22 protein-coding genes and 2 tRNA genes are annotated in these 23,119 nt (G+C 46.5%); 15 read left to right on the forward strand and 9 right to left on the reverse strand.

Going from position 1 to position 23,119, the window contains the following annotated elements; translation table 11 throughout:
* Positions 1-6 precede the first annotated feature (6 nt).
* The 5 genes from AOC07_RS05380 to AOC07_RS05400 all read left to right on the forward strand — a co-directional run bounded on the left by AOC07_RS05380 (position 7) and on the right by AOC07_RS05400 (position 4,149).
* Positions 7-1,404, forward strand: coding sequence for a phosphomannomutase/phosphoglucomutase (locus tag AOC07_RS05380; RefSeq protein WP_215356949.1), 1,398 nt, complete (start codon positions 7-9; stop codon positions 1,402-1,404).
* Between the two features lie 39 nt (positions 1,405-1,443).
* Positions 1,444-2,571, forward strand: a complete 1,128-nt coding sequence (nadA, locus tag AOC07_RS05385; RefSeq protein WP_215292033.1) for a quinolinate synthase NadA — start codon at positions 1,444-1,446, stop codon at positions 2,569-2,571.
* Between the two features lie 50 nt (positions 2,572-2,621).
* The gene (nadC, locus tag AOC07_RS05390; RefSeq protein WP_215356951.1) at positions 2,622-3,476 is read left to right on the forward strand and encodes a carboxylating nicotinate-nucleotide diphosphorylase; all 855 of its coding nucleotides are present in this window, start codon (positions 2,622-2,624) and stop codon (positions 3,474-3,476) included.
* A 171-nt stretch (positions 3,477-3,647) separates the two neighbouring features.
* A complete protein-coding gene (locus AOC07_RS05395; RefSeq protein WP_251371635.1) occupies positions 3,648-3,917 on the forward strand; it encodes a BrnT family toxin in 270 nt (89 codons plus the stop codon).
* Positions 3,877-4,149 (forward strand): BrnA antitoxin family protein, encoded by a 273-nt coding sequence (locus AOC07_RS05400; RefSeq protein WP_215356955.1) that lies wholly within the window; start codon positions 3,877-3,879, stop codon positions 4,147-4,149. Before AOC07_RS05395 ends, AOC07_RS05400 begins: the two co-directional genes overlap by 41 nt.
* A 6-nt stretch (positions 4,150-4,155) precedes the next feature.
* Here AOC07_RS05400 and nadB read toward each other — a convergent pair whose 3' ends face one another.
* The 4 genes from nadB to AOC07_RS05420 all read right to left on the reverse strand — a co-directional run bounded on the left by nadB (position 4,156) and on the right by AOC07_RS05420 (position 11,027).
* On the reverse strand, positions 4,156-5,811 hold the full coding sequence (gene nadB, locus AOC07_RS05405; RefSeq protein ID WP_215356957.1) for an L-aspartate oxidase: 1,656 nt from the start codon (positions 5,809-5,811) through the stop codon (positions 4,156-4,158).
* Positions 5,812-5,901: 90 nt separating this feature from the next.
* Positions 5,902-8,796, reverse strand: coding sequence for a formate dehydrogenase subunit alpha (gene fdhF / locus AOC07_RS05410; RefSeq protein ID WP_215356958.1), 2,895 nt, complete (start codon positions 8,794-8,796; stop codon positions 5,902-5,904).
* 34 nt (positions 8,797-8,830) lie between these two features.
* Entirely contained in the window at positions 8,831-10,633 is a 1,803-nt protein-coding gene (locus AOC07_RS05415) for an NADH-ubiquinone oxidoreductase-F iron-sulfur binding region domain-containing protein (RefSeq protein ID WP_215356959.1), read from the reverse strand.
* Positions 10,634-10,808: 175 nt separating this feature from the next.
* On the reverse strand, positions 10,809-11,027 hold the full coding sequence (locus AOC07_RS05420; RefSeq protein WP_215292038.1) for a hypothetical protein: 219 nt from the start codon (positions 11,025-11,027) through the stop codon (positions 10,809-10,811).
* A gap of 146 nt (positions 11,028-11,173) precedes the next feature.
* On the opposite strand from AOC07_RS05420, the gene AOC07_RS05425 reads away from it, so the two are divergent.
* Positions 11,174-11,767, forward strand: a complete 594-nt coding sequence (locus tag AOC07_RS05425; RefSeq protein ID WP_215356960.1) for a DUF1080 domain-containing protein — start codon at positions 11,174-11,176, stop codon at positions 11,765-11,767.
* 60 nt (positions 11,768-11,827) lie between these two features.
* On the opposite strand, the gene AOC07_RS05430 is transcribed toward AOC07_RS05425, so the two are convergent.
* Positions 11,828-12,133 carry a YciI family protein gene (locus tag AOC07_RS05430; RefSeq protein WP_215356961.1) on the reverse strand — a complete coding sequence of 102 codons (306 nt, stop codon included), beginning with the start codon at positions 12,131-12,133 and terminating at the stop codon, positions 11,828-11,830.
* 224 nt (positions 12,134-12,357) lie between these two features.
* Between AOC07_RS05430 and AOC07_RS05435 the strand changes: the two genes are divergently transcribed.
* On the forward strand, positions 12,358-12,534 hold the full coding sequence (locus AOC07_RS05435; protein ID WP_215292041.1) for a hypothetical protein: 177 nt from the start codon (positions 12,358-12,360) through the stop codon (positions 12,532-12,534).
* A gap of 49 nt (positions 12,535-12,583) precedes the next feature.
* Here the strand turns inward: AOC07_RS05435 and AOC07_RS05440 are convergent.
* Positions 12,584-12,674 (reverse strand) — tRNA-Ser (locus AOC07_RS05440).
* Positions 12,675-12,720: 46 nt separating this feature from the next.
* Positions 12,721-14,694, reverse strand: coding sequence for an acetate--CoA ligase (gene acs, locus AOC07_RS05445; RefSeq protein WP_215292042.1), 1,974 nt, complete (start codon positions 14,692-14,694; stop codon positions 12,721-12,723).
* A 165-nt stretch (positions 14,695-14,859) separates the two neighbouring features.
* Here acs and AOC07_RS05450 point away from each other — a divergent pair, with 165 nt between their 5' ends.
* Genes AOC07_RS05450 through AOC07_RS05470 form a run of 5 tightly spaced genes read left to right on the forward strand, consistent with a single transcriptional unit; the run spans position 14,860 to position 19,031 of the window.
* The gene (locus AOC07_RS05450) at positions 14,860-16,383 is read left to right on the forward strand and encodes a fumarate hydratase (RefSeq protein ID WP_215356962.1); all 1,524 of its coding nucleotides are present in this window, start codon (positions 14,860-14,862) and stop codon (positions 16,381-16,383) included.
* Between the two features lie 40 nt (positions 16,384-16,423).
* Entirely contained in the window at positions 16,424-17,230 is an 807-nt protein-coding gene (gene murI / locus AOC07_RS05455) for a glutamate racemase (RefSeq protein ID WP_215356963.1), read from the forward strand.
* A complete protein-coding gene (locus AOC07_RS05460) occupies positions 17,227-17,913 on the forward strand; it encodes an energy transducer TonB (protein ID WP_215356964.1) in 687 nt (228 codons plus the stop codon). The genes murI and AOC07_RS05460 overlap by 4 nt, the downstream gene beginning before the upstream one ends.
* Positions 17,914-17,922: 9 nt before the next feature.
* Positions 17,923-18,615 (forward strand): MotA/TolQ/ExbB proton channel family protein, encoded by a 693-nt coding sequence (locus AOC07_RS05465; protein WP_215292046.1) that lies wholly within the window; start codon positions 17,923-17,925, stop codon positions 18,613-18,615.
* Positions 18,616-18,617: 2 nt separating this feature from the next.
* A complete protein-coding gene (locus tag AOC07_RS05470) occupies positions 18,618-19,031 on the forward strand; it encodes a biopolymer transporter ExbD (RefSeq protein WP_215356966.1) in 414 nt (137 codons plus the stop codon).
* A gap of 35 nt (positions 19,032-19,066) precedes the next feature.
* Here the strand turns inward: AOC07_RS05470 and AOC07_RS05475 are convergent, their stop codons facing one another.
* Both AOC07_RS05475 and AOC07_RS05480 read right to left on the reverse strand, forming a co-directional pair.
* Positions 19,067-19,411, reverse strand: coding sequence for a hypothetical protein (locus AOC07_RS05475; protein WP_251369599.1), 345 nt, complete (start codon positions 19,409-19,411; stop codon positions 19,067-19,069).
* A 148-nt stretch (positions 19,412-19,559) separates the two neighbouring features.
* Positions 19,560-19,648, reverse strand: a tRNA-Leu gene (locus AOC07_RS05480).
* A 134-nt stretch (positions 19,649-19,782) separates the two neighbouring features.
* Between AOC07_RS05480 and AOC07_RS05485 the strand changes: the two genes are divergently transcribed.
* The 3 genes from AOC07_RS05485 to AOC07_RS05495 all read left to right on the forward strand — a co-directional run bounded on the left by AOC07_RS05485 (position 19,783) and on the right by AOC07_RS05495 (position 23,107).
* On the forward strand, positions 19,783-22,242 hold the full coding sequence (locus AOC07_RS05485) for a penicillin acylase family protein (RefSeq protein ID WP_215356968.1): 2,460 nt from the start codon (positions 19,783-19,785) through the stop codon (positions 22,240-22,242).
* Between the two features lie 75 nt (positions 22,243-22,317).
* The gene (locus tag AOC07_RS05490) at positions 22,318-22,731 is read left to right on the forward strand and encodes a surface-adhesin E family protein (RefSeq protein ID WP_215356970.1); all 414 of its coding nucleotides are present in this window, start codon (positions 22,318-22,320) and stop codon (positions 22,729-22,731) included.
* Positions 22,682-23,107, forward strand: coding sequence for a hypothetical protein (locus AOC07_RS05495; protein ID WP_215356972.1), 426 nt, complete (start codon positions 22,682-22,684; stop codon positions 23,105-23,107). Before AOC07_RS05490 ends, AOC07_RS05495 begins: the two co-directional genes overlap by 50 nt.
* The last annotated feature ends 12 nt before the right edge of the window (positions 23,108-23,119 follow it).

Below are 23,119 nucleotides of genomic sequence, written 5' to 3' on the forward strand. Positions count from 1 at the left end.
TCTACCGTGCAACTATCGCCATCCATATTTAAGGCCTATGACATCCGCGGCATTATTGATGAGACCTTAGATCCATCGATTGCGAAGCTCATTGGGCAAGCTTTTGGCTCGGAGATGCGCGAGCTTGGTGAAACCGAGGTCGTCATTGGTAGAGATGGTCGCCTATCTGGCCCATCTTTAATCGAAGCCCTCACTGAAGGTTTGCTATCCACGGGCATTAATGTCATTGACTTAGGAATGGTTGCGACGCCTATGGTGTACTTTGGCGCCAACCAAACCCTAGATGGCAAAAAGCCCAAGTCCGGCATCATGATTACCGGTAGCCATAACCCACCAAATTACAACGGCTTCAAAATGGTTTTAGGTGGCGCCGCGATTTACGGAGATCAGATTCAGGCATTACGAAAACGCATTGAAGCCAAGCAATTTGTAAATGGCGATTCTAGTACCTTTGGCAGTCGCTCTACTTTTGATATTTTCCCAATGTATCTAGAACGGATTGTTGGCGATGTGAAATTAGCCCGCCCCATGAAGATTGCAGTTGATTGTGGCAATGGTGTGGGTGGCGCATTTGCCGGTAAACTATTCAGAGCTTTAGGCTGCGAAGTGCAAGAGCTCTTTTGTGAAGTCGATGGTCATTTTCCAAATCACCATCCAGATCCCGCACATATTGAGAACTTACAAGATCTGATTCAGAACCTACGGACTACAGATAATGAGTTAGGCCTTGCCTTTGATGGCGATGCCGATCGCCTAGGGGTTGTGACCAAAGATGGTCAAGTGATTTTCCCAGACCGCCAAATGATGCTCTTTGCCAAAGACGTACTCTCGCGCAACCCTGGCGGGCAGATTATTTATGACGTCAAGTGCACCCGTAATCTAGCAACTTACATTAAAGAACACGGTGGCGAGCCGCTGATGTGGAAAACAGGCCACTCTTTAGTTAAAGCCAAGCTCAAAGAAACTGGTGCTCCACTTGCTGGGGAAATGTCTGGCCACATCTTCTTTAAGGACCGTTGGTTTGGTTTTGATGACGGGCTATATACAGGAGCGCGTTTATTGGAGATCCTCTCTCAAGAGAGAGATCCAAATAAAACCTTGAATGACTTACCTAATGCCATTTGCACCCCTGAATTGCAGCTGCCTTGCGCTGAGGGCGAACCTTTTGCATTACTGGAGAGCATTAAAGCCAACGCCAAATTCCCCAGCTCGGAATCCATCAATACCATTGATGGCGTGCGCGTTGAATATGCCGATGGTTTTGGCCTCGCAAGGCCATCTAACACCACACCTGTTGTTGTCATGCGCTTTGAAGCAGATAGTGAAGCAGCGATTGCGCGCATTCAGGCGGAATTTAAAGCTGCTCTGTTGGCTGCCAAGCCAGATGCGAAGTTGCCGTTTTAGCTCCTCCACATAAATACGAAGGTTCGATTAAGATTTCGTATGAATTCAACCGTTAGCAGTCCAATAGCCTTTGATTACCCTCAGCAAGACTCTGCGGGGATAACTTGTACAGCCCAAGCCTGGGCAAAAGTCCCGCCCCACTTAGCTAACCCTGAAAAAGCGGCTGTGATTACCCGTATTAAGCAATTGCTAGTAGAGAAAGATGCTACTTTGGTTGCTCACTACTATGTCGACGGCGATATTCAGGACCTAGCCATGGAGACTGGGGGTTTTGTTGCTGACTCCTTAGAAATGGCACGCTTTGGCAAGAATCACCCCGCCAAGAATTTAATCGTTGCGGGTGTCCGTTTCATGGGGGAGTCAGCTAAGATTCTCAGTCCTGAGAAACGTGTTTTCATGCCCGACCTAGAAGCCACTTGCTCTTTAGATTTAGGTTGTGATGCAAAAGAATTTGCTGCTTTTAGATCTATGCATCCTGATCGCGTAGTGGTGGTCTATGCCAACACAAGCGCTGCAGTGAAAGCACAAGCTGATTGGATGGTAACTAGCTCCTGTGCACTTGCTATCGTGCATCAACTTAAAGTCGAAGGTCAAAAGATTTTGTGGGCACCTGATCGCCATCTGGGTCGCTATATTCAGGAACAGACTGGCGCAGATATGCTGTTGTGGAACGGCGCTTGTATTGTTCATGATGAATTTAAAGCTGCTGAACTAGAAGTCTTAAAGGCATCACATCCAAATGCCATGGTGTTAGTTCATCCGGAGTCTCCACAAGCAGTAGTCGATTTGGCTGATGTTGTTGGCTCTACTTCAGCCATGATCAAAGCAGTCGTTGAAGGTAGCGCCACTGAATATATTGTTGCTACCGACAATGGAATATTGCATCGCATGCGTCAATTAGCCCCAAACAAGAAATTGATTGAGGCACCCACAGCTGGCAATAGCGCTACCTGCAAGAGTTGTGCTCACTGCCCTTGGATGGCCATGAATGGTTTACAAGGGATCTTAGATTGTCTTGAGAATGCCTCTGGTGAGATCTTCATTGAAGAGCTTGTTCGAGCAAAGGCATTAACCTGCATTGATCGCATGCTCGACTTCACTAAGAGTCACCCCGATCTCCTTGCCAAAGCACAGCATGGCTTTGTAAAAAATATTGGTGCCGCTTAGTCTCTTTTTGATAGCCTCTTCTTGAAAATATCTTTTTATATTGGTCTTGCATGTTTGAATACAACGAATCTCTAGAGCAGGCCCGTCAGCGCAACATTCATGATGCCCTAATGGAAGATATTGGCAAAGGTGACTGGACTGCAAGGCTGGTGCCCAATAAAACAGTTCAAGCACAATTGATCGTACGCCAAGATGCGGTACTGTGTGGGGTAGATTGGTTTGAGGGGACTTTGAAAAAGCTAGACCCCAATGCTAAAGTTACATGGCATTACATAGAAGGCGATCTGATGAAAGCCGATACCAAAGTTTGCGATATTGAAGCTGACTCACAAGCCCTACTCTCTGCTGAGCGTACTTGTATCAATTTTTTACAGACGCTTTCTTGGACGGCCAGCATTACCCGTCAACATGTGGAGGCAATTGCAGGTGTTAGCCCTAACTCCAAAGGTTGTGCTGTACTGGATACTCGTAAGACCATTCCGGGTTTACGACAGGCCCAAAAATACGCTGTACGTGTTGGTGGCGGCCAGAACCAACGCCTTGCATTGTGGCATGGCATTCTCATTAAAGAAAATCATATTGCCGCAGCTGGCAGCGTGACTGCTGCCCTGAGAAATGCTCAAGCTCTGAATGCTGGCGTTGATATACAGATTGAGGTCGAGAACTTTGCTGAACTGGAAGAAGCGCTAGCGGCTGGAGCGAAGAGTATTCTGATTGATAACTTCACCAATGATCAAATGAAGCAAGCAGTCGCAATGACTAATGGCCGCGCCTTACTTGAGGCTTCTGGTGGCATTAATCTTGATCAAATGCGCTCCATTGCTGCCACTGGGGTGGATCGCATTTCTCTTGGCAAACTTACCAAGGATGTCCATGCTGTAGATTTTTCAATGCGCATTTTGTAACGCTCTCCATGCCAGTACTTGGCTGACAAACTTTTCAAACCCCGCTGATATTCAGTGGGGTTTTTTGTTTCTAGACTCAAACCCATATATTGATTGGGTTAAATGCCACTTTTTTCTCAATTTATGTATTGACATTAATTATTGATGTATTTACATTAATTAGGTGGATTGTTGATTGAGTTTGATAAAGCAAAACGCGAGATCACTTTATTTGCGCGTGGCCTAGACATGGCGAGAGCAAATGAGGTGTTTGATGCGCCTCACATGAATCAAATTGACTGCAGAAAAGATTATGGGGAAGCACGAATTACAACGTTTGGATATCTTGATGATCAGCCAGTATTTTTAGCATGGACATACAGAGGTAGGGTAAGAAGAATTATTAGCATTAGGAGAGCAAATGAACGTGAAGTTAAAAAATATGAAAGAAGAATGGGTTGATCCGGATGATGCGCCAGAGGTTGACGAAGAGTGGTTCCAAAATGCCCACGTCTATATTGGCGATACTCTTATTAAAAGAGGTGTTGGTCGACCGCCAATTAAGAATGCTAAAGAAATGTTAAGCATTAGGCTTGATTCTGATGTTCTAGAAAAATTACGTGCGAGTGGTAAGGGCTGGCAAACTCGTTTAGGCAAGCATATCAAAGAGGCAGTGTTAAAGGGGACTCTTTAGATCAACCTAGGTTTCTGGGTTTTCAGAATTTCCTTCTGCCTGAGGAGTCAATATCGTCGGATAAGAAACTGCCCAAGTGCCTGGATAGTCGCGACTATAGTGCAACCCCCTGCTTTCTCTTCGCATCAGTGCTGATCTCACAATCAGCTCGGCGCATTCTAGTAAGTTACGCAATTCAATCAGATCTCGCGTCACTTTAAAGTTAGCGTAATACTCTTGCACTTCATATCTTAGCAGTTTGATGCGATGTAAAGCACGCTCCAGTCTGCGGTTGGTTCTCACAATGCCAACATAGTTCCACATCAAGGAGCGCAACTCATCCCAATTGTGAGCAATGACAACTTGCTCATCGGCATCCTCAACTTGGCTCTCATCCCAAAGCGGTAATGTCGGCATCACAGGTGTTTTAAGTTCGGAGATATCTTCTGCTGCTGCCTTGCCAATGACTACGCACTCCAGCAATGAATTACTTGCTAGACGGTTAGCGCCATGTAAACCGGTATAGGTAGCCTCACCAACGGCATATAAGCCTGGTAGATCGGTTCTGCCTTTTAAATCAGTGACAACACCACCACAGGTATAGTGCGCAGCAGGTACCACTGGTATTGGCTCTTTTGTGATGTCCAAACCGAGACTTAAGCAGCGCGCATAAATCATTGGGAAATGCTCTTTGATGAAGTCTGTACCTAAGTGGGTTGCATCGAGATGAACGTAATCTAGGCCATGTTTTTTCATCTCAAAGTCGATTGCTCTAGCAACAATATCGCGTGGCGCCAATTCTTTCCGCTCATCATGCTCTGACATGAAGCGAGTGCCATCTGGTAATTTTAATAACCCACCCTCACCTCGCATAGCTTCAGTAATCAAGAAGGTGCGATCACTAGGGTGATACAAACAGGTTGGATGAAATTGAATAAATTCCATATTGCCCACACGGCAGCCCGCTCGCCAGGCCATCGCGATACCATCGCCCGTAGCGGTATCGGGATTGCTGGTGTAACGGTAGACCTTACCTACGCCACCTGTCGCTAGAACTACTGACTTCGCCTGGATGGTTTCAACGCGATTATTTTTAATATCTAGGGCATACACGCCGTAACAACGATTGGGTTTATTACGCTGCATCTTCGCGTCAAGTTGACGATTTGTAATGAGATCCAGAGCAATCCAATGTTCCAAAATACGAATATTTTGATGGGCTCTCGCTTTATCTAGTAACACCTCATGAATCGCCTTACCAGTAGCATCAGCAGCGTGTGCGATACGACGATGACTGTGGCCACCCTCACGAGTTAAATGCAAGCCCATTGGCCCCGCCTCATCTGCTGTAAATGGCACGCCCTGCTCTACTAACCATTTAATCGCGTCAGCACTTTCTTCTGCGATAAAGCGTGCGGTTGATTCAACAACAAGACCAGCGCCTGCGTCAATAGTGTCAGCCACATGAGAATCAATGCTGTCATGCTCTTTGTCTACCACCCCAACAATGCCGCCTTGCGCCCATGCGGTAGCAGCCTCTCCTAAGCCACGCTTAGCCATTAAGATCACTGGCTGGGATTCAGCCATGTGCAAAGCCACTGTTAAGCCAGCAAGTCCTGCTCCAATAATGAGGACGGGTAACTCAGCTTGCGCCTGGGAAGGGGTTGGTTTTGAACTGGCCATAGAGGGTTGATTCTACTGGGCAAATCAATTTGGTGAGGCAACAGTAAAAAGGCTCCATTTTGGGAGCTTTTTTACTGTGATCAATCGCGCTTAGATATTAACGCTTAGCTTCGATCCACCTGGAGCATTGGTTCCATAGCCCATAATCTTTGCCGCCTCGCCGCCCTTAGCGAGCTTAACTGCGCAATACTTAAACTCTGGAATCTTGCCAAACGGATCTAAAGCGGGATTGGTAATCAAGTTTGCTGCGGCTTCATAGTAGGCAAATGGAATAAAGACCACCCCTTTTGGAGTGCCATCATCTCTTCGCACATGAATACCTACCTCACCACGACGAGACTGAACGGTAATGACATCACCTGCAATGACGCCTAATTGAGTCATATCTTCACCATTCATGGATACAGTAGCCATTGGCTCAATCGCATCAAGCACTGTCGCACGGCGAGTCATACTGCCGGTATGCCAATGCTCTAATTGACGTCCAGTAATGAGAACAAATGGATATTCACCATCAGGTCTTTCATTGGCAGGGATGATATCAGCCGGTACCAGCTTCACCTTACCATCTGGTGTGGCAAAACTATCATCAAAGACGATAGGACGACCTGGGTCTTCTGCAGAAAGACATGGATAGGTGACGCTAGATTCTTTCTCGAGGCGCTCCCAAGTGATTCCCTTAATTGCACCATGCATGGCTTGGCGCATCTCCTCATAAACCTCAGCAACGCCATCATCAGCGCCTTGGTAATTCCAATTCAAACCCATCTGCTTAGCAATTTCTTGGATGATCCACAGATCAGGCTTGGCATCACCCGGAGGATTGATGGCCTTCTTGCCCATCTGTACCATGCGGTCAGTATTGCTTGCAGTACCAACCTTTTCTGGCCAAGCACTCGCTGGCAATACAACGTCAGCAAGTAAAGCGGTTTCAGTCATGAAGATATCTTGCACCACCAAGTGCTCAAGAGATGCCAAAGCATGACGAGCATGATTCAGATCTGGATCACTCATTGCAGGATTCTCACCCTCGACATACATGCCACGAATCTTATCGGGATCGCTATCGGGCGCAGTAATCTTGTGCATGATTTCTACAACGGTGTAACCAGGCTTTTTATCAAGCGGTGTATCCCAGAACTTCTCAAACCAAGCATGTGCCTCTGGATTATCAACACGCTGATAATTCGGGAACATCATCGGAATCAATCCAGCATCACTGGCGCCCTGGACGTTATTTTGACCGCGCAATGGATGCAAGCCAGAACCTGGTTTACCAATTTGACCTGTAATGCTGACAAGGGCAATTAAGCAACGCGCATTATCAGTGCCATGAACGTGCTGGCTAACACCCATGCCCCATAAAATCATTGCTGACTTGGTGGTGGCAAATTCTCTAGCAACCTCGCGCAATGTCTCTGCCGGAATGCCGCATATTGGCGCCATGGCTTCAGGGCTATATCCCTTAATATTTTCTTTTAAAGCTTCATAGTTATTGGCGCGGTTCTGAATAAACTCTTGATCTGCTAAACCTTCCTCAATGATCGTATAGATCATGGCATTCAGCATTGCTACATCAGTGTCTGGCTTAAATTGCATCGTGCGCCAAGCATGTTTGCTAATCTCAGTCATACGCGGGTCACACAATACAATTTTCGCACCACGTTTAGCGGCATTCTTAAACCAAGTCGCAGCCACCGGATGGTTTGCCGTTGGATTAGATCCAATCAACATAATTAAGCTGGAATGCTCAACATCATTTACCTGGTTACTTACTGCACCAGAACCAACGCCTTCTAAAAGCGCAGCTACAGATGAGGCATGGCACAGACGGGTGCAATGGTCTACGTTATTGCTGCCAAATCCTGTGCGAACTAGCTTTTGGAATAAATAAGCCTCTTCATTACTGCCCTTAGCAGAACCAAATCCAGCCAACACTTTTAGGCCATGCTTGTCTTTGAGTTTTTTCAGGCCGCCGCCAGCAAACTCAAGCGCCTCTTCCCAAGTTGCCTCGCGGAAGATATTGGACCAATCTTGTTTGCCTTCGAGGAGAGCCTCATCTTTTGGAACACCGGTCTTACGAATCAATGGCTTTGTTAAGCGCTGAGGATTATGGATGTAATCCATGCCAAAGCGACCTTTCACGCATAGGCGATTATGGTTAGCGGGTCCATCACGACCTTCTACGCTCACAATCTTTTCATCTTTAACGTTGTAAGTGATCTGGCAACCCACACCACAGAATGGGCAAACAGAATCGACCTTACGATCAACAGTCTGCGAACCAATTAGACCTTTGGGCATCAATGCGCCAGTCGGGCAGGCTTGCACACACTCACCACAAGCAACGCAGGTACTATCACCCATTGGGTCATTAAGGTCAAACACGATTTCGCTATGGCCGCCACGCATAGCGTAACCAATCACATCATTCACCTGCTCTTCACGACAAGCGCGCACGCAACGATTACATTGAATACAAGCATCCAGATTTACAGCCATCGCCGGATGCGATACGTCATTTGCTACTTTCTCACGACGTAATGCTTTGAGCTCTGGTCGAACCGCCACATCCAGTCGTGCTGCCCAGGTGCTGAGTTCGCCATGTTGATTTTTTTGCTCTTCTTCTTTGCTGTCTCCAACCCACTTAAATCCTTCGTCTGGCATGTCCGATAACAACATTTCCAGAACTAGCTTTTGACTCTTTAAAGCGCGTTCACTATTAGCCTTCACTTCCATGCCTGGAGTGGCGCTTCTGCAGCAGCTCGGAGCCAATGTACGTTCGCCGTTGATTTCTACTACACACGCACGGCAATTACCATCAGGGCGATAGCCATCCTTAAAACAAAGATGTGGAATATCAATGCCATGGCGCTTAGCCGCCTTCAGAATCGTCTCACCTTCATAGGAAACGATAGTCTTGCCGTCTAGCTTGAACTCGACAGTTTGCAATTCAAGTTCTTTTGGATTAGTTGGTGCGTTCATGTTTTTCTCGTGTTTCCCTATTTAAGCTACTTCCTTATGCAACTTCATTCGGGAAATATTTATGAATACAACGAATCGGATTTGGTGCTGCCTGACCTAGACCACAAATGGACGCATCAACCATTACGGCCGCTAAATCTTCTAAGGTATCTTGATCCCAAGATTTGGCTTGCATGAGTTTTGCTGCCTTGCCCGTGCCAACACGGCATGGAGTACATTGACCGCAACTCTCGTGCTCGAAAAAGTGCATCACATTCAGCGCCATATCGCGCGCCTTGTCTTGATCACCAAACACCATCACTGCCGCTGAACCGATAAAGCAACCATAGGGTTGCAGAGTATCGAAGTCCAAGGGAATGTCATTCATAGTGGCAGGCAAGATGCCGCCCGATGCACCACCTGGTAAGTAACCGTAGAACTGGTGGCCATCTTGCATGCCGCCACAATACTCATCAATCAGTTCTTGAATCGTAATACCAGCTGGGGCCAATTTGACTCCAGGCTTCTTGACGCGTCCACTAACGCTATAACTACGCAAGCCCTTACGATCATGACGGCCATAGGAGCTAAACCATTCAGGTCCACGCTGCACAATATCGCGCACCCAGTACAAGGTTTCAAAGTTGTGCTCTAAGGTTGGGCGTCCAAATAAACCAACTTGTGCAATATACGGAGGGCGCATGCGTGGCTCACCACGCTTACCTTCAATACTTTCAATCATCGCGGACTCTTCACCGCAGATATAGGCACCTGCACCGCGGCGCAATTCAATCGTGGGCAACTTAAATGGAGGATTGGCTTTGAGTTTTTCTAATTCTTTTTCAAGCAACTCACGACAACCGTGATATTCATCGCGTAAATAAATATAGCAAGCATCGATACCCACAACATTAGCGGCAACCAATAATCCTTCTAAGAAACGATGTGGGTCACGCTCTAAATAGGTGCGGTCTTTAAATGTGCCTGGCTCACCTTCGTCAATATTGACGGCCATCAGTTTAGGCGCCACCTGATCTTTCACAATACGCCACTTGCGCCCTGCTGGGAAGCCTGCACCACCAAGACCACGCAAGCCTGAGCTCTCCATAGCTTTAATGATGCTCTCTGCATCACGCTTACCTTCGACAATTTCTTTTGCAAGCGCGTAACCGCCTTGAGCACGGTAGACTTCATAGCCAACATAGTCAGGGGATAATGCTTGATTTACGCCTTGTGGAGAAACGCCCTGCTCTGCTAGAGATGCTGGATCAAAAATGGCATCATCTTTTGCCATCGGCTGAGTAGTCATTTTATTGTTCACTGCCGCTTGCACTTTGTCGGTTGTTGCAAAAAGCACAGGATATTGGTGCACTACCGCTACAGGAGCCTGCTCACAGCGACCCACGCATGGTGCTGCAATCACTTTGACATTTGGGTTGCCCAAAATAGCCGGCAACTTTGCTAATAGATTTTGGGCGCCAGCTAACTCACAGGCAATGCCATCACAAACTCGGACAGTGATATTCGCAACTGCATCATTGCCGCGCACCACTTCAAAATGGTGATAGAAAGTGGCTACTTCATATACTTCAGCCATCGGCAAATTCATCTCTTTTGCCAGGGCTACTAAATGACGATCATGCAAAGCGCGGTACTCATCATTTAACTTATGAAGATTTTCGATGAGCAAATCGCGACGTTCTGCTGCGGCACCAATGAGTTGTCGCACTTCTGCCAATGAAGCATCGTCCGCTTGACGACCTTTGAGTTTGCTCTTGCGCCGAATGGTCTCCCTCAAATCATCTGCAGTAGCGATAGCAACTGCTTTGACTTCTCCGGAAGGCTTTGGGTGATTCATAGTTTGTAGTCTCTAATTTTTATGCTTGTAATGCTATTTGGGGTTATGCGTTGAATACCCGGACAAGAAAGATTTTGCCCTGCTAGACATGCAAATAATCTTTTGATTTTGGGTTATTTCACCCCTCAAGTCCTTGACGGCGCTCAAGGGAATGAATTAAGGGTTTACCCTAGTATTAAATCACCGATGGGGAAGGTTTGTCGCCTGGAGGGTTGGAGTAATCCAGCTTACGCTCATACACGCGGGCTTTAAAGCAATCTTGATAACCTTTGCTACCAATCTGCCAGCCAATTGAGGTGCAGTCGTCTTGGGCTGCAGATTCAACAGAGCCACAGCCTGAAAGCATGGTCAAAGTAATAGCAGCAATGAAAATGAGTTGTTTTCTTGAATTCATAGCTCAAGTCTACTAGATTCTGACCTCAACATCGAGAGGAGCGCACCCCTTAGCCAACCCTGGGAAATATCTACTTGTGTTGATCGAGCAATATCCATAACAATCAAAAAGATTAGAGAACATTCCATATACCCGCAGGAGACTTTATGAAAAACCTAAAACAATCTATCGCAGCCCTAGGCATCTGTTGCGCCGCCCTCTTGAGCACAAATTCTGCTTTTGCCCAAAATGCAGATGGCTTTGTAGATCTGATTGATGGCGTTAGCCTAGAAGGATGGAACATTGTTGGCACTGCAAGCTGGACTATTGGTAACGGGCTCATTGTGGGAAATAAACCATCGGGCTTTTTAGTAAGCAATAAGACCTATACAAACTTCATCATCAAAGCCGAATTTTGGGCAGAGTCAAATACCAACAGCGGTATTTTTATACGCTGCCAAGACCCCAATAAACCCTCTCAATACACCTGCTATGAAATCAATATCTGGGATACGCGCCCAGAGCAAGCCTATGCTACTGGTGCGATCGTAGACCTTGCTAAGGTAAATCCTGTGCCCAAGGCTGGTGGGCGGTGGAATGTAATGGAGATCGTTGCCAATGGTTCGCACTTTAAGGTCGTCCTCAATGGTGAGGTTACTGTGGCCGACGGGCAAGACAGTAAATATGCCAGTGGCCCTATTGCCATTCAATCGGCAGGCGGCGTAGTGAAATTTAGGAAACTCCAAATTAAGCCGCTTTAATTTACGAATACCTAAACACAAAGCCACCGATCGGTGGCTTTTTAATTCTAAATTACAGACTTATTTTTCCGGTGGAAATCCAACCTTCTGTTCCCACATATTATTAAAGACATGGATGACAGGCTTTTCATATACCCCTGCCTTGGTAAATGGCTCATCCTTTAACCAAGAATCAACATCTGCTCTACTTGGAAAGTCGATTGCCAATAAGCTGCCAACGACAGTGAGTCCATCCTCCGATGTCAAAGGACCAGCAAAGGCCATACGATGAGAAAGTTTTGCCAGGTAAGCACGATGTTCTGGCCTGACTTGCACCCGCAACTCAGATGTACCTGGACGGTCCATTAATAAGATAGCAAAAATCATACTGCCTCCAATCATTAATCAGTTTTGTTGATATTACGCTAAGCAATAAGGCTGTTGCTTTTCCCCATCAATTGCAGCTTTTTTAACGTTGGCGATAGACATGTCAAATGAAATTCATCAGACTGCGCACAACTTGCGGATAAATGGAGCGACATAGTTAATCACCACATCAATGAAATCGCTCTCTGAGTCCTTGGGCCAAAAACCTAAACTCCTTGGAGGTAATGATGAAGATCCACCATTACGTTGCTGAAGATGATGAGTATTTTGATGAGTATGCTGATTCGCTGAAGTACCCTTTGTTAAAAGATCGCCTGGTTTGGCAGCACCATACTCGCAAAGAAATCTACCTGGAGTACAAAATATTTGATGATGACTGTGATTTTGATTACATCAAGTAGCAGGTAGGCTGGCAATAAAAAACCACCCGAAGGTGGTTTAGATACTGCTTGGCGGAAGGGGCGGGATTCGAACCCGCGGTAGGCTATTAACCTACGCACGCTTTCCAGGCGTGTGACTTAAACCGCTCATCCACCCTTCCGGAACCCACAATTATACGGTTCCTAAAAGGGTTTAGCTTCAAAAGCCTACAAAGACTCCTTCAGCTGGTCCAAAATCGCCGGGTTTTCCAAGGTAGAGGTGTCTTGAGTCACCTCTTCACCTTTAGCAATCACTCGCAAGAGACGGCGCATGATCTTGCCGGAGCGAGTCTTTGGCAAGTTATCGCCAAAGCGCACATCTTTTGGCTTAGCGATTGGACCGATTTCTTTACCAACCCAATTACGCAATTCAGTCGCAAGCTTTTTAGCCTCTTCACCTGTTGGACGTCCGCCCTTCAGAACCACGAATACGCAAATCGCTTCGCCAGTAAGTTCATCTGGACGACCTACAACCGCCGCTTCAGCAACCAACGGATTAGCAACTAGGCAAGATTCAATTTCCATGGTTCCCATACGGTGACCTGAAACGTTCAACACGTCATCGATACGACCAGTAATTGTGAAGTAACCAGTATCTTTGTTACGAATTGCACCATCGCCCGCTAGGTACAAAGTGCCGCCCAATTCTTCCGGAAAATAAGACTTCACAAAACGATCGGCATCATTCCAAATCGTACGAATCATGGAAGGCCATGGACGTTTGACAACCAAGATGCCGCCCTGGCCATTTGGAACATCTACACCAGCTTCGTCAACAATGGCTGCTTGAATACCAGGTAATGGCAATGTGCATGAACCTGGAATCATGGGTGTCGCACCGGGCAATGGTGAAATCATGTGGCCACCCGTTTCGGTTTGCCAGAAAGTATCGGTGATTGGACAACGCGATCCGCCCACATTCTCGTAGTACCACATCCATGCTTCAGGATTAATTGGTTCACCTACCGAACCCAAGAGACGCAAGGAAGATAAGTTGTAACTTTTTGGATGCACTGCCTCATCATTGCTTGACGCTTTAATCAAAGAACGAATGGCAGTTGGTGCCGTATAGAAAATACTGGCTTTATGTTTTTGGATCATGTCCCAGAAACGGCCAGCATTTGGATAGGTTGGCACACCTTCAAATACAATCTCAGTAGCGCCTACTGCGAGGGGGCCATAGGTAATGTAAGAGTGGCCAGTTACCCAACCAATATCGGCGGTACACCAGAACACATCATTTGGCTTGATATCAAAAGTCCACTTCATTGTGAGAATCGCCCACAAGAGGTACCCACCAGTTGAGTGCTGAACACCCTTTGGCTTACCTGTTGAACCAGATGTATAGAGAATAAATAAAGGATGTTCTGCGCTGACCCACTCTGGCTCACAAGTAGTAGCTTCATTAGCTACAACTTCTTGCATCCAAACGTCGCGGCCAGCTGTCATCGTGATATCAGCGCCAGTACGCTTACTAACAATCACATGCTTCACCTTAGGACACTCACCAGTGGAAAGTGCTTCGTCACAAATTGCTTTTAATGGCAATGCTTTGCCACCTCGGAACTGTCCATCAGAAGTAATCACTGCAACTGCACCAACATCCATAATGCGATCGCGCAATGCTTGAGCAGAAAAGCCGCCAAACACGACAGAGTGAATTGCGCCGATGCGGGCACACGCTTGCATGGCAACAATGCCGTCAATGGTCATCGCCATATAAATAATGACGCTATCACCAGACTTGACACCCATCTTGCGCAATGCATTTGCCATTTTGCAAACGCGCTCCAGCATCTCTTTGTAAGTGACTTTAGTCACGGTGCCGTCATCGGCTTCAAAAATGATGGCGGTCTTATCGCCTAAGCCAGCCTCTACTTGACGATCCAAACAGTTATATGAAGCATTGGTCGTTCCATCTTCAAACCACTTGTAGAAGGGAGCTTTGGACTCATCCAACACTTTGGTAAATGGCTTTTTCCAATAGATATTTTCTTTAGCAAGACGCCCCCAAAAACCGTCATAATCTTTGTTAGCCTCTTCACAGAGCTTGTTATAGGCTTCCATACCCGCTATCGCAGCACCCTTGACAAACTCAGCTGGCGGGTTAAAAACGCGGTTTTCTTGCTTTAATGGTTCCATGCTTCACAGCCCTCTATCAAATAATCAATAATCTATTTTTGCCAAAATGTCGCAAAATAATGGGTTTAGACCCTCAAGACCTTAGAAGATAAGTGAAAACACCCGGGATTTGCTCTATGGCAAACCCTTAAAATAAGCCAAACCCGCCAAATTAACTAAAAAACCATGACAAATATCAAACAAAACGACCTCATTCAAAGCGTTGCAGATGCGTTCCAGTTCATTTCTTACTACCACCCTAAAGACTTTATTGACGCTATGGGCAGGGCTTACGAACTTGAACAAGGGGCAGCTGCTAAAGATGCATTAGCGCAAATTTTGACCAACAGCAGGATGTGTGCCGAAGGCCATCGCCCGATGTGTCAGGACACTGGTATTGCTGTGGTGTTTTTAAAGATTGGAATGAATGTGCAATGGCTAGATGCCACGATGAGCGTTTCTGAAATGGTCAATGAAGGCGTGCGTCGCGCTTACCTTAATCCAGAAAATACGCTCCGTGCTTCAGTATTGGCTGACCCTGCCGGCAAACGTAAAAATACTGGCGACAACACCCCTGCCGTAATCCATTACGAAATCGTTCCAGGCGATGGCGTTGAAGTGATATGTGCAGCCAAAGGTGGCGGCTCTGAAAACAAGGCAAAGATGGTGATGCTAAATCCATCGGACTCGATAGTAGATTGGGTTGTCAAAACCGTTCCTACAATGGGCGCAGGTTGGTGTCCTCCTGGCATTCTTGGCATTGGGATTGGCGGCACTCCTGAAAAAGCCATGTTGATGGCAAAAGAATCTTTAATGGGCCCAGTAGATATTCAGGAGCTCATCGCTCGCGGTCCTAAAACACGCGCCGAGGAACTCCGCCTCGAAATCTATGACAAGGTAAACAAATTAGGCATCGGTGCGCAGGGGCTTGGTGGTTTGACAACAGTGCTCGACATTAAGATCATGGAATACCCAACGCATGCTGCATCTCTACCTGTAGCCATGATCCCAAACTGTGCAGCAACCCGTCACGTCCACTTCCATTTGCATGGTGATGGTCCTGCTAAATTAGAAAAGCCTTCCTTATCTGATTGGCCGGATGTTACCTGGACACCCGATGTTCAAAAATCAAAACGCATTAATTTAGATACCCTCACAGCAGCAGAAGTTGCAGGCTGGAAACCTGGCGATACCTTGTTATTGAATGGCAAAATTTTGACTGGTCGTGATGCTGCCCACAAACGTATCCAGGATATGCTGGCCAAAGGCGAAGAGTTACCAGTCAACTTTAAAGATCGTGTCATTTACTACGTTGGGCCAGTTGACCCGGTGCGTGAAGAAGCTGTTGGACCTGCAGGCCCAACCACTTCAACCCGTATGGATAAGTTCACCGAAATGATGCTTGCGAAGACTGGCCTGATTTCGATGATCGGTAAAGCTGAGCGTGGTCCTGTTGCAATTGAAGCAATCAAGAAACATAAATCAGCTTATCTCATGGCGGTCGGTGGCGCTGCCTACTTGGTATCTAAGGCAATTCAGACAGCCAAGGTTGTTGGCTTTGCTGATCTCGGCATGGAAGCGATTTATGAATTCGATGTCAAAGATATGCCAGTAACTGTTGCCGTGAGCTCTGAAGGTATCTCAATGCACGATACTGGCCCTAAAGAATGGCAAGCAAAAATTGCTGGCATTCCAGTCAACATTGCCTAATCATTTGATACGCCATCTTTAAGCAAACATTGGCACCGCATTGTCACTCATAGGAGTTTTTGATTCTGGCGTCGGAGGCTTATCCGTTTTGGATGAGGCTCTGCGTCAGCTTCCCCAGCACGACTATATTTATCTTGCAGACTCTGCGAACGCTCCCTATGGAGAAAAATCCAGTGATTGGATTGCAGCGCGTAGTCTAGTCTTATGCAGATATCTAGCAAGTAAGGGTTGTGATGCGATTGTTGTAGCTTGCAATACTGCCACTGCCGAAGCAATTCAACAAATCCGTAGCGAGTTAAGTATTCCGATTATTGGGGTTGAACCTGGAATCAAGCCAGCAGCAATGCAGTCTCAAAATGGCATTGTTGGCGTACTCGCTACAGAAGCAACCCTTAAGAGTGATAAGTTCAATGCGCTATTGGCAACCTTACCACCTAACTGCCGTTTCATTAAACAAGCTGGCGCAGGTCTTGTACCCTTAATTGAAGCTGGCAAAGCAGATAGCGAAGAAGCTCTAGATCTCTTGGGTAAACATCTTGCACCGATTTTGGATGAGGGCTCAGACACTTTGGTGCTCGGTTGTACACACTACCCCTTTCTTAGAAAAGCGATCCGCAAACTCTTAGGTGACACCATCACCTTGATCGACACTAGTGATGCAGTAGTAAGACAACTGAAGCGACAGTTAGAGTCTTTAGATCAATCAGGCAATTCCGATGATCGCGGTGCGGTGCTATTTATCAGTAGCAAGAATGAAATATCACTTCTCGAGATAGCAAAAGACCTTATGGCTAGTGATCTGAATTTACATGCGATTCATTCGTCATTGTTAGGTAAAGTGTCATGAGCGCTTTCTTGCAAAAACTGGATTCTCGCCTACCATTTACTAAATCAGAGCGAATCATCATTGGCATTGTTTTGCTCTTGCACGCTCTACCCGCTTTAGAGTTCATTCATTTAAGTGCACGCCCACCCAAGATGGATGATGATCGTGTGATGGCAAACTTGCTTAGCCCTTCTCCAGCCAAAAGCCAAGAAGCTCCAGCTGCCCCTAAAATGCCAGCACCAAAACCCAAAGAAGAGCTCAAGAAAAAGGTGGAGGAAAAGACAACTCCGCAACCAGCACCTGCACCACCCAAACAATCCAGCGCGCCCCAGAAGCAAGCTGAGTCTAAAAGTGAGTCTCAAGCCCAAAACGCTGCTGTTGCGCCTTCAAGTGCTGGCGGAGTTAGTGGCACGCCAATTCAGACCGACATTGGTAAACTGGAAGTACTCTACCAACCTGATGCAGATGCTTATTACCCATCATTTTCGAAACGATCTGGTGAGCAAGGCACGGTAATAGTTCGTTTAATTATTGACCAGGCTGGTAACGTTGATGATATTGCTCTTCTGCAATCGAGCAGCTTCCCAAGGCTTGATCGTGCTGCTAGTGAAATCGGAAGACGCTATCGCTTCAAACCTTTTGTAGTAAATGGTTCACCACAAAGAATTTCCACTAATCTTTTAATTAAATTTAATCTCAAGTAAATACTCATTATGAATACACCATTTGGCATAGCAAATCTTTGGATGGAGGGCGATTTCATTACGCGCTTTGTGGCCATCGCACTTCTTACCTGCTCAATCATTACCTGGGTAATTTTGCTGACGCGCTTTTGGGAACTACGCAATCTTCGCAAACTCAAGCCTGAATTAGATGTATTCTGGCGCGCCACATCGTATGAGCAAGGTCTGCAATCCTTCAGTGACCATACCCTCAACCCTTACTACCTACTTGCCAAATCAGCCGCCACTGCTTCAGCCCATCACCAGAACCAGGCTCATGATCATCGTGAACTATTGCAAACACTCAACTACTCTGAGTGGATGGCCAGAAGCTTGAAGAATAGCGTTGATGGAATTGCTGCAGGTTTTCAGAAGGGGCTGACATTTCTAGGTTCTACTGGTGCGATTTCCCCATTTATTGGTTTATTTGGAACCGTCTGGGGTATATATCACGCCCTCATCGCTATCAGCAGCTCTGGTAGCGCCCAGCTTGATCAAGTTGCAGGTCCTATTGGTGAGGCGCTCATCATGACTGCCCTGGGTCTGGCAGTAGCAATCCCTGCGGTACTGGCTTTTAATGCAATTAACCGCGCTAATAAATTAATGCTTGCCGATCTCAATCGCTTTGGCAACGACCTTCTTGCCTATTTCGTCACTGGCGCTCGTGTGAAATCTGGAGAATAAGTATGGCTTTTCATATCCAAGATGATCAGAGTGAAGACAGCATCATGTCTGAGATCAATATGACGCCGATGGTTGATGTGATGTTGGTCTTATTGATCATCTTTATCATCACCCTACCAGTCATTCAGCAAGCAGTGAAGATTGAACTTCCAAAAGCCAATAGCGTCCGCAATGAGGTCAAACCAGAATCTGTGCAACTCACCATTGATGGCAAGGGGCAAATCTTTTGGAATAGCACCGCAATTGATTTAAAGACCTTTCATGGCTATGCAGAGAAAGCGGCTCAAAAAGAGCCTCAGCCAGAAATCAATTTACGCGCCGATAAGTCTGTGAAATATGAGTATGTCGCTCAAGTCCTTGCAGCCTCACGTCGTGCTGGACTGACGAAACTGGGCTTTGTAACCGAGCCTGACTAAACCCGGCTAAACGTTGCCTAGCGCAAACCTCTGCGCTACTGTGGCTTGAAAGGTATTTTGGCTGGGAAGCAAGTCTCTTCACTGACGTGAGTTCCGTTTCCCAGGGATGCGCCCAGAATGCCACCTTGAATTTTTTCCACTTTTTTTAGCTTACCCGTTACCGGGTCAAGGGTGATGTGCGTTGATACGCTCCCTGCAGGATAAGCAACCCCCATGATTTCTTCTGGAGCAAAACTGGCCTCTACCACGATGAAAATATTTGGGCGAGCCAGAGTGACACTTTTAACAACTTGCGTTCCGTAAGCGTCAGACTGATCTAAGTCTCGCTCATCTAAATACATCTTTGCTTTTTGAGTCTTAGAGGCTAGCGTGAGTTGCATTGCATACTCTTCAACATAATCTTTTTCGGATCGTTTGCAATCAAAGAAAATAGATTGCCCCAGCACCGGAGTGACCGAACCAGAAAGCAGTAAGAAGAGGATTGAATATATTTTTCTCAAGATCTTAATGAGGAAAAGACTGAATTGATGGTGCCCGAGGCCGGAATCGAACCGGCACGACTTTTTTGAGTCGGCAGATTTTAAATCTGCTGTGTCTACCGATTTCACCACTCGGGCTCGCACAAACAGAAACTGCTGCGCTAAATAAATCAAGACAGTTGAAATTTTAGCATGCAAGCCCAGAAAGCCCCAGGATGGAGGCCTTGGGCAGACTTGGGGCTTGGATAGCCCAAAACCACTAAACTATTGCCATGAAATTGAATCGCAAATTGGTCAGACTCGGCAAACTCTTGCGCCCGCTCGTTTTGCTTATTGGCATTACCCTAGCCATCTGCCTAGTTACCACTATTGCCTATTTATATTCAGCACAAAGCTCCCCTTCTGGTAAGCGCGTTATTAAAGGCATTGGGGACTCGGTAGTCATCACATTTGATGAGGCTGATATCCCGCACATTAAAGCCAATAGCCAATCTGATGCATTATTTGCCCTGGGATATTTGCATGCATCTGAGCGCTCATGGCAGATGGAAATCAATCGTCGCCTTGCCAGTGGTCGCCTCTCCGAAATTTTAGGTAATGAGACCTTCAAAATTGATCGCTTTATTCGAACCCTTGGCATTAAACACGCTGCCGAACAACAATTCGACAAATATCCGGTTTCTACTAAGCGTTTATTGCAGGCCTATGCAGATGGTGTCAATGCTGGTAACGCTAATTTGGGCTGGGCTCTACCAATTGAGTATTTTTTAACCGGCTCTAAACCAGGGCATTGGTCGCCAACGGATAGTGTTGCCTGGATGCTGATGATGGCACTCGATCTCGGCGGTAATTGGCATAAAGAATTACAAAGGCTTGAGCTGTCTCAATTTTTAACGACTAAGCAAGTTTGGGAAGTATTGCCACCTTTTGAGCCCGATGAGCCAGTCACGAATGTAGATTTTGCAAAAATCTATCGAGATATCAATCTCTTTAATCCCCACTCCGACTCCAGCAATCGCCACTCCAATGCATTGCCTGTAACCGAACACTTGGCAATGGATCTTCCAGGTGGCAAGGATGGCATTGGCTCCAACAACTGGGCTATTGGCGGCAAACTCACTGTGAGTGGCAAGCCATTATTAGCGAATGACCCGCATCTGGGTTTATCTGCGCCAGCAATTTGGTATTTTGCCCGCTTAGATGCCCCGGGCATGAATGTCATTGGCGGCACTCTTCCCGGGATTCCGGCAGTCATTCTGGGTAGAACAGACAAATTTGCCTGGAGTTTTACCAACACCAATCCTGATGTACAAGATCTCTACATAGAGCAAATTGACTCAATCAATCCTGGTATGTACCGTGGGCCAGATGGCTTGTTACCCTTCAAAGTTCGCCAAGAGATTATCGATATCAAAGGCGCGGCATCAATCAATTTTATTGTTAAAGAAACTCGTCATGGGCCAGTAATCTCAGACTCCTACGAGCGCGCTAAACGCGCCATTAATACGGATCGATTTGCTCTAGCATTTCGCTGGACTGCCTTGGATATTGAAAACCAATCCGTTGTCAGTTTGCTAGAGATGAATCGCGCCAAGGACCTCGACTCATTTAAACAGGCTCTTCGCAAGAACTATGCCCCAATGCAAAATGTGGTGATGGCCGATACCGACGGCAATATTGCATATCAAGCCGCTGGTGTTGCCCCTAAACGCGTTTTACACCATGGACTCTATGGTACTGCGCCCGCACTGGGATGGGAAAAGCAGTACGACTGGAACGGCTATGTGCCTTTTGAGCAATTACCAGCTAGCAATAATCCAGAGCAAGGATGGCTCGCCACAGCCAATCAGAGAATTATTGCCAGCAACGACCCTAACCCCCTAACGGCTGATTGGGATTTATCAGCACGCTATGACCGCATTGTTGATCTCATCAAATCTCGAGATTCTCATGATTTGGAATACATGAAAACAATGCAAGCAGATACCCTGTCTCTCTCGTCAATTCCACTGCTTGAGCTCTTTAAAACGAGCACCCCAAGTCATCCATTGGGGGCTAAAGCTTTAGAGCTTGCCAAAGACTTCAATGGCGATATGAAAGTGGATAGTGCCGCCGCTCTCGTCTTCAATGCCTGGGCAGACCAGCTGACGCGCAACCTATTTTCTCGGCTCGGTTATATATTTTCTGAAACCTATGGAGACCGAAATTATCGAGGCGCGCTGCTGGCACAGATTCGCAATCCCAATAGCCCATGGTGTGACAACCCAAAAACTGCTCTTGTAGAAACCTGTCTTGACGCTTCCAACGATGCCTTTGATAAGGCCCTCCAATATCTGAGCAAGGAATATGGCGATGACCCTAAAAAATGGTCCTGGGGAAATGCTCATATTGCCATTTCAGAACATCGACCGATGAGTAAGGTTCCTTTGCTTAGGAAGCTATTTAATTTAGAAGCGCCCTTCCCCGGTGACAGTAACACCGTTAACGTTGGTAGATTAGAGCTATTGCGTACAAGTAACCCCTACGAGACTAAGCAAGCCCCCAGTCTGAGAACTATTTACGACTTATCTGATTTAGAAAATTCCCTCTTTATCTATCAAACCGGCCAATCAGGTTGGGTGCAAAGCAAGCTATATAGAAATATGAACCCTCTTTGGGCCAAGAACGAATACCTTCCCCTGCAGATGAAGCCAGAGAACAGCAAACGCCAGCTCGAACTTGTTAGCAAATAGCACTTCTAAATAGTCACATGAAGGCGTTTAGAATGTCTTATTGATATAAAACAGTCACTATTGAGGACTATAGCTATGAAAAAAATAAATCCGCTTATTACTGCCGCCCTACTAACGTCTCTGATGTTACCAATCAGCAGTGCTTATGCCGAATGGAAAGAGTTAGGATCTAACGCAGTCATGGTTGTTTATGTAGACTTAGAAACGATTCGTGACAGCGGCGAGAAAGCCCAAATCATGTCAATGCTAGATTTTAAAAAACCTGGCAAAAATCCAAGCAACCAACAAACCGTGAACTCTATTGTTGGCTTAAATGAATACAACTGTCCTGAAATTAGTTACCGTCCGATTGCCTTTAAAGAATTTTCAGGCAAAAAAGGTACAGGCAAAGTAGTTTCTGATAACAATACCCCTGACAGTAAGTTTGAACCTGTCATTAATGAATCCTGGACAGCTGGAGTATTTAATGTTGTCTGCCAGAAACGGTAGATTGCATACGCAAACCCAGCTCAATCTTTGGGTTTGTCTATTCATCATCTATTCTTGTCTAGGTTTACAAGGGTGCTTTGCCCCGATTGCCGCTGTTGGCGCATCAGGCTCTGCTGCCGCTAGCTCGGCAGGTGGTGCCGTGGTGAGTATGGCAGCCGCTAACCCGGTAACCGCCACGAGTCTGGCCTCCACTGCCGCTACGGGCAAATCACCTTTAGAGCATGCTGCCTCGGCCGCCACTAAAAAAGAATGCAACTTCTTTAACCCGCTCTCATCAAAGCCAATCTGCATAGAGATTGCAGTGCCCACGGTGACTGATAACAGCACCCCCTTATTAGGTCCTGCGGATAAAGCTGTTGATACCGCTCAGCAGTAAAACATACCGCCT

Origin of the sequence: Polynucleobacter sp. UB-Raua-W9 (assembly GCF_018687435.1) — a bacterium.
GTDB lineage: Bacteria > Pseudomonadota > Gammaproteobacteria > Burkholderiales > Burkholderiaceae > Polynucleobacter.

Coding starts and splice junctions, on each gene's coding strand:
- AOC07_RS05475 (WP_251369599.1), bottom strand. CDS start 19,411: ATGCAACTCACGCTAGCCTCTAAGACTCAAAAAGCAAAGATGTATTTA.
- AOC07_RS05465 (WP_215292046.1), top strand. CDS start 17,923: ATGAATACACCATTTGGCATAGCAAATCTTTGGATGGAGGGCGATTTC.
- AOC07_RS05415 (WP_215356959.1), bottom strand. CDS start 10,633: ATGAATCACCCAAAGCCTTCCGGAGAAGTCAAAGCAGTTGCTATCGCT.
- AOC07_RS05450 (WP_215356962.1), top strand. CDS start 14,860: ATGACAAATATCAAACAAAACGACCTCATTCAAAGCGTTGCAGATGCG.
- AOC07_RS05435 (WP_215292041.1), top strand. CDS start 12,358: ATGATGAAGATCCACCATTACGTTGCTGAAGATGATGAGTATTTTGAT.
- AOC07_RS05460 (WP_215356964.1), top strand. CDS start 17,227: ATGAGCGCTTTCTTGCAAAAACTGGATTCTCGCCTACCATTTACTAAA.
- nadC (WP_215356951.1), top strand. CDS start 2,622: ATGTTTGAATACAACGAATCTCTAGAGCAGGCCCGTCAGCGCAACATT.
- nadA (WP_215292033.1), top strand. CDS start 1,444: ATGAATTCAACCGTTAGCAGTCCAATAGCCTTTGATTACCCTCAGCAA.
- AOC07_RS05430 (WP_215356961.1), bottom strand. CDS start 12,133: ATGATTTTTGCTATCTTATTAATGGACCGTCCAGGTACATCTGAGTTG.
- AOC07_RS05425 (WP_215356960.1), top strand. CDS start 11,174: ATGAAAAACCTAAAACAATCTATCGCAGCCCTAGGCATCTGTTGCGCC.
- fdhF (WP_215356958.1), bottom strand. CDS start 8,796: ATGAACGCACCAACTAATCCAAAAGAACTTGAATTGCAAACTGTCGAG.
- nadB (WP_215356957.1), bottom strand. CDS start 5,811: ATGGCCAGTTCAAAACCAACCCCTTCCCAGGCGCAAGCTGAGTTACCC.
- AOC07_RS05490 (WP_215356970.1), top strand. CDS start 22,318: ATGAAAAAAATAAATCCGCTTATTACTGCCGCCCTACTAACGTCTCTG.
- AOC07_RS05420 (WP_215292038.1), bottom strand. CDS start 11,027: ATGAATTCAAGAAAACAACTCATTTTCATTGCTGCTATTACTTTGACC.
- AOC07_RS05470 (WP_215356966.1), top strand. CDS start 18,618: ATGGCTTTTCATATCCAAGATGATCAGAGTGAAGACAGCATCATGTCT.
- acs (WP_215292042.1), bottom strand. CDS start 14,694: ATGGAACCATTAAAGCAAGAAAACCGCGTTTTTAACCCGCCAGCTGAG.
- AOC07_RS05485 (WP_215356968.1), top strand. CDS start 19,783: ATGAAATTGAATCGCAAATTGGTCAGACTCGGCAAACTCTTGCGCCCG.
- AOC07_RS05400 (WP_215356955.1), top strand. CDS start 3,877: ATGAACGTGAAGTTAAAAAATATGAAAGAAGAATGGGTTGATCCGGAT.
- AOC07_RS05495 (WP_215356972.1), top strand. CDS start 22,682: ATGAATCCTGGACAGCTGGAGTATTTAATGTTGTCTGCCAGAAACGGT.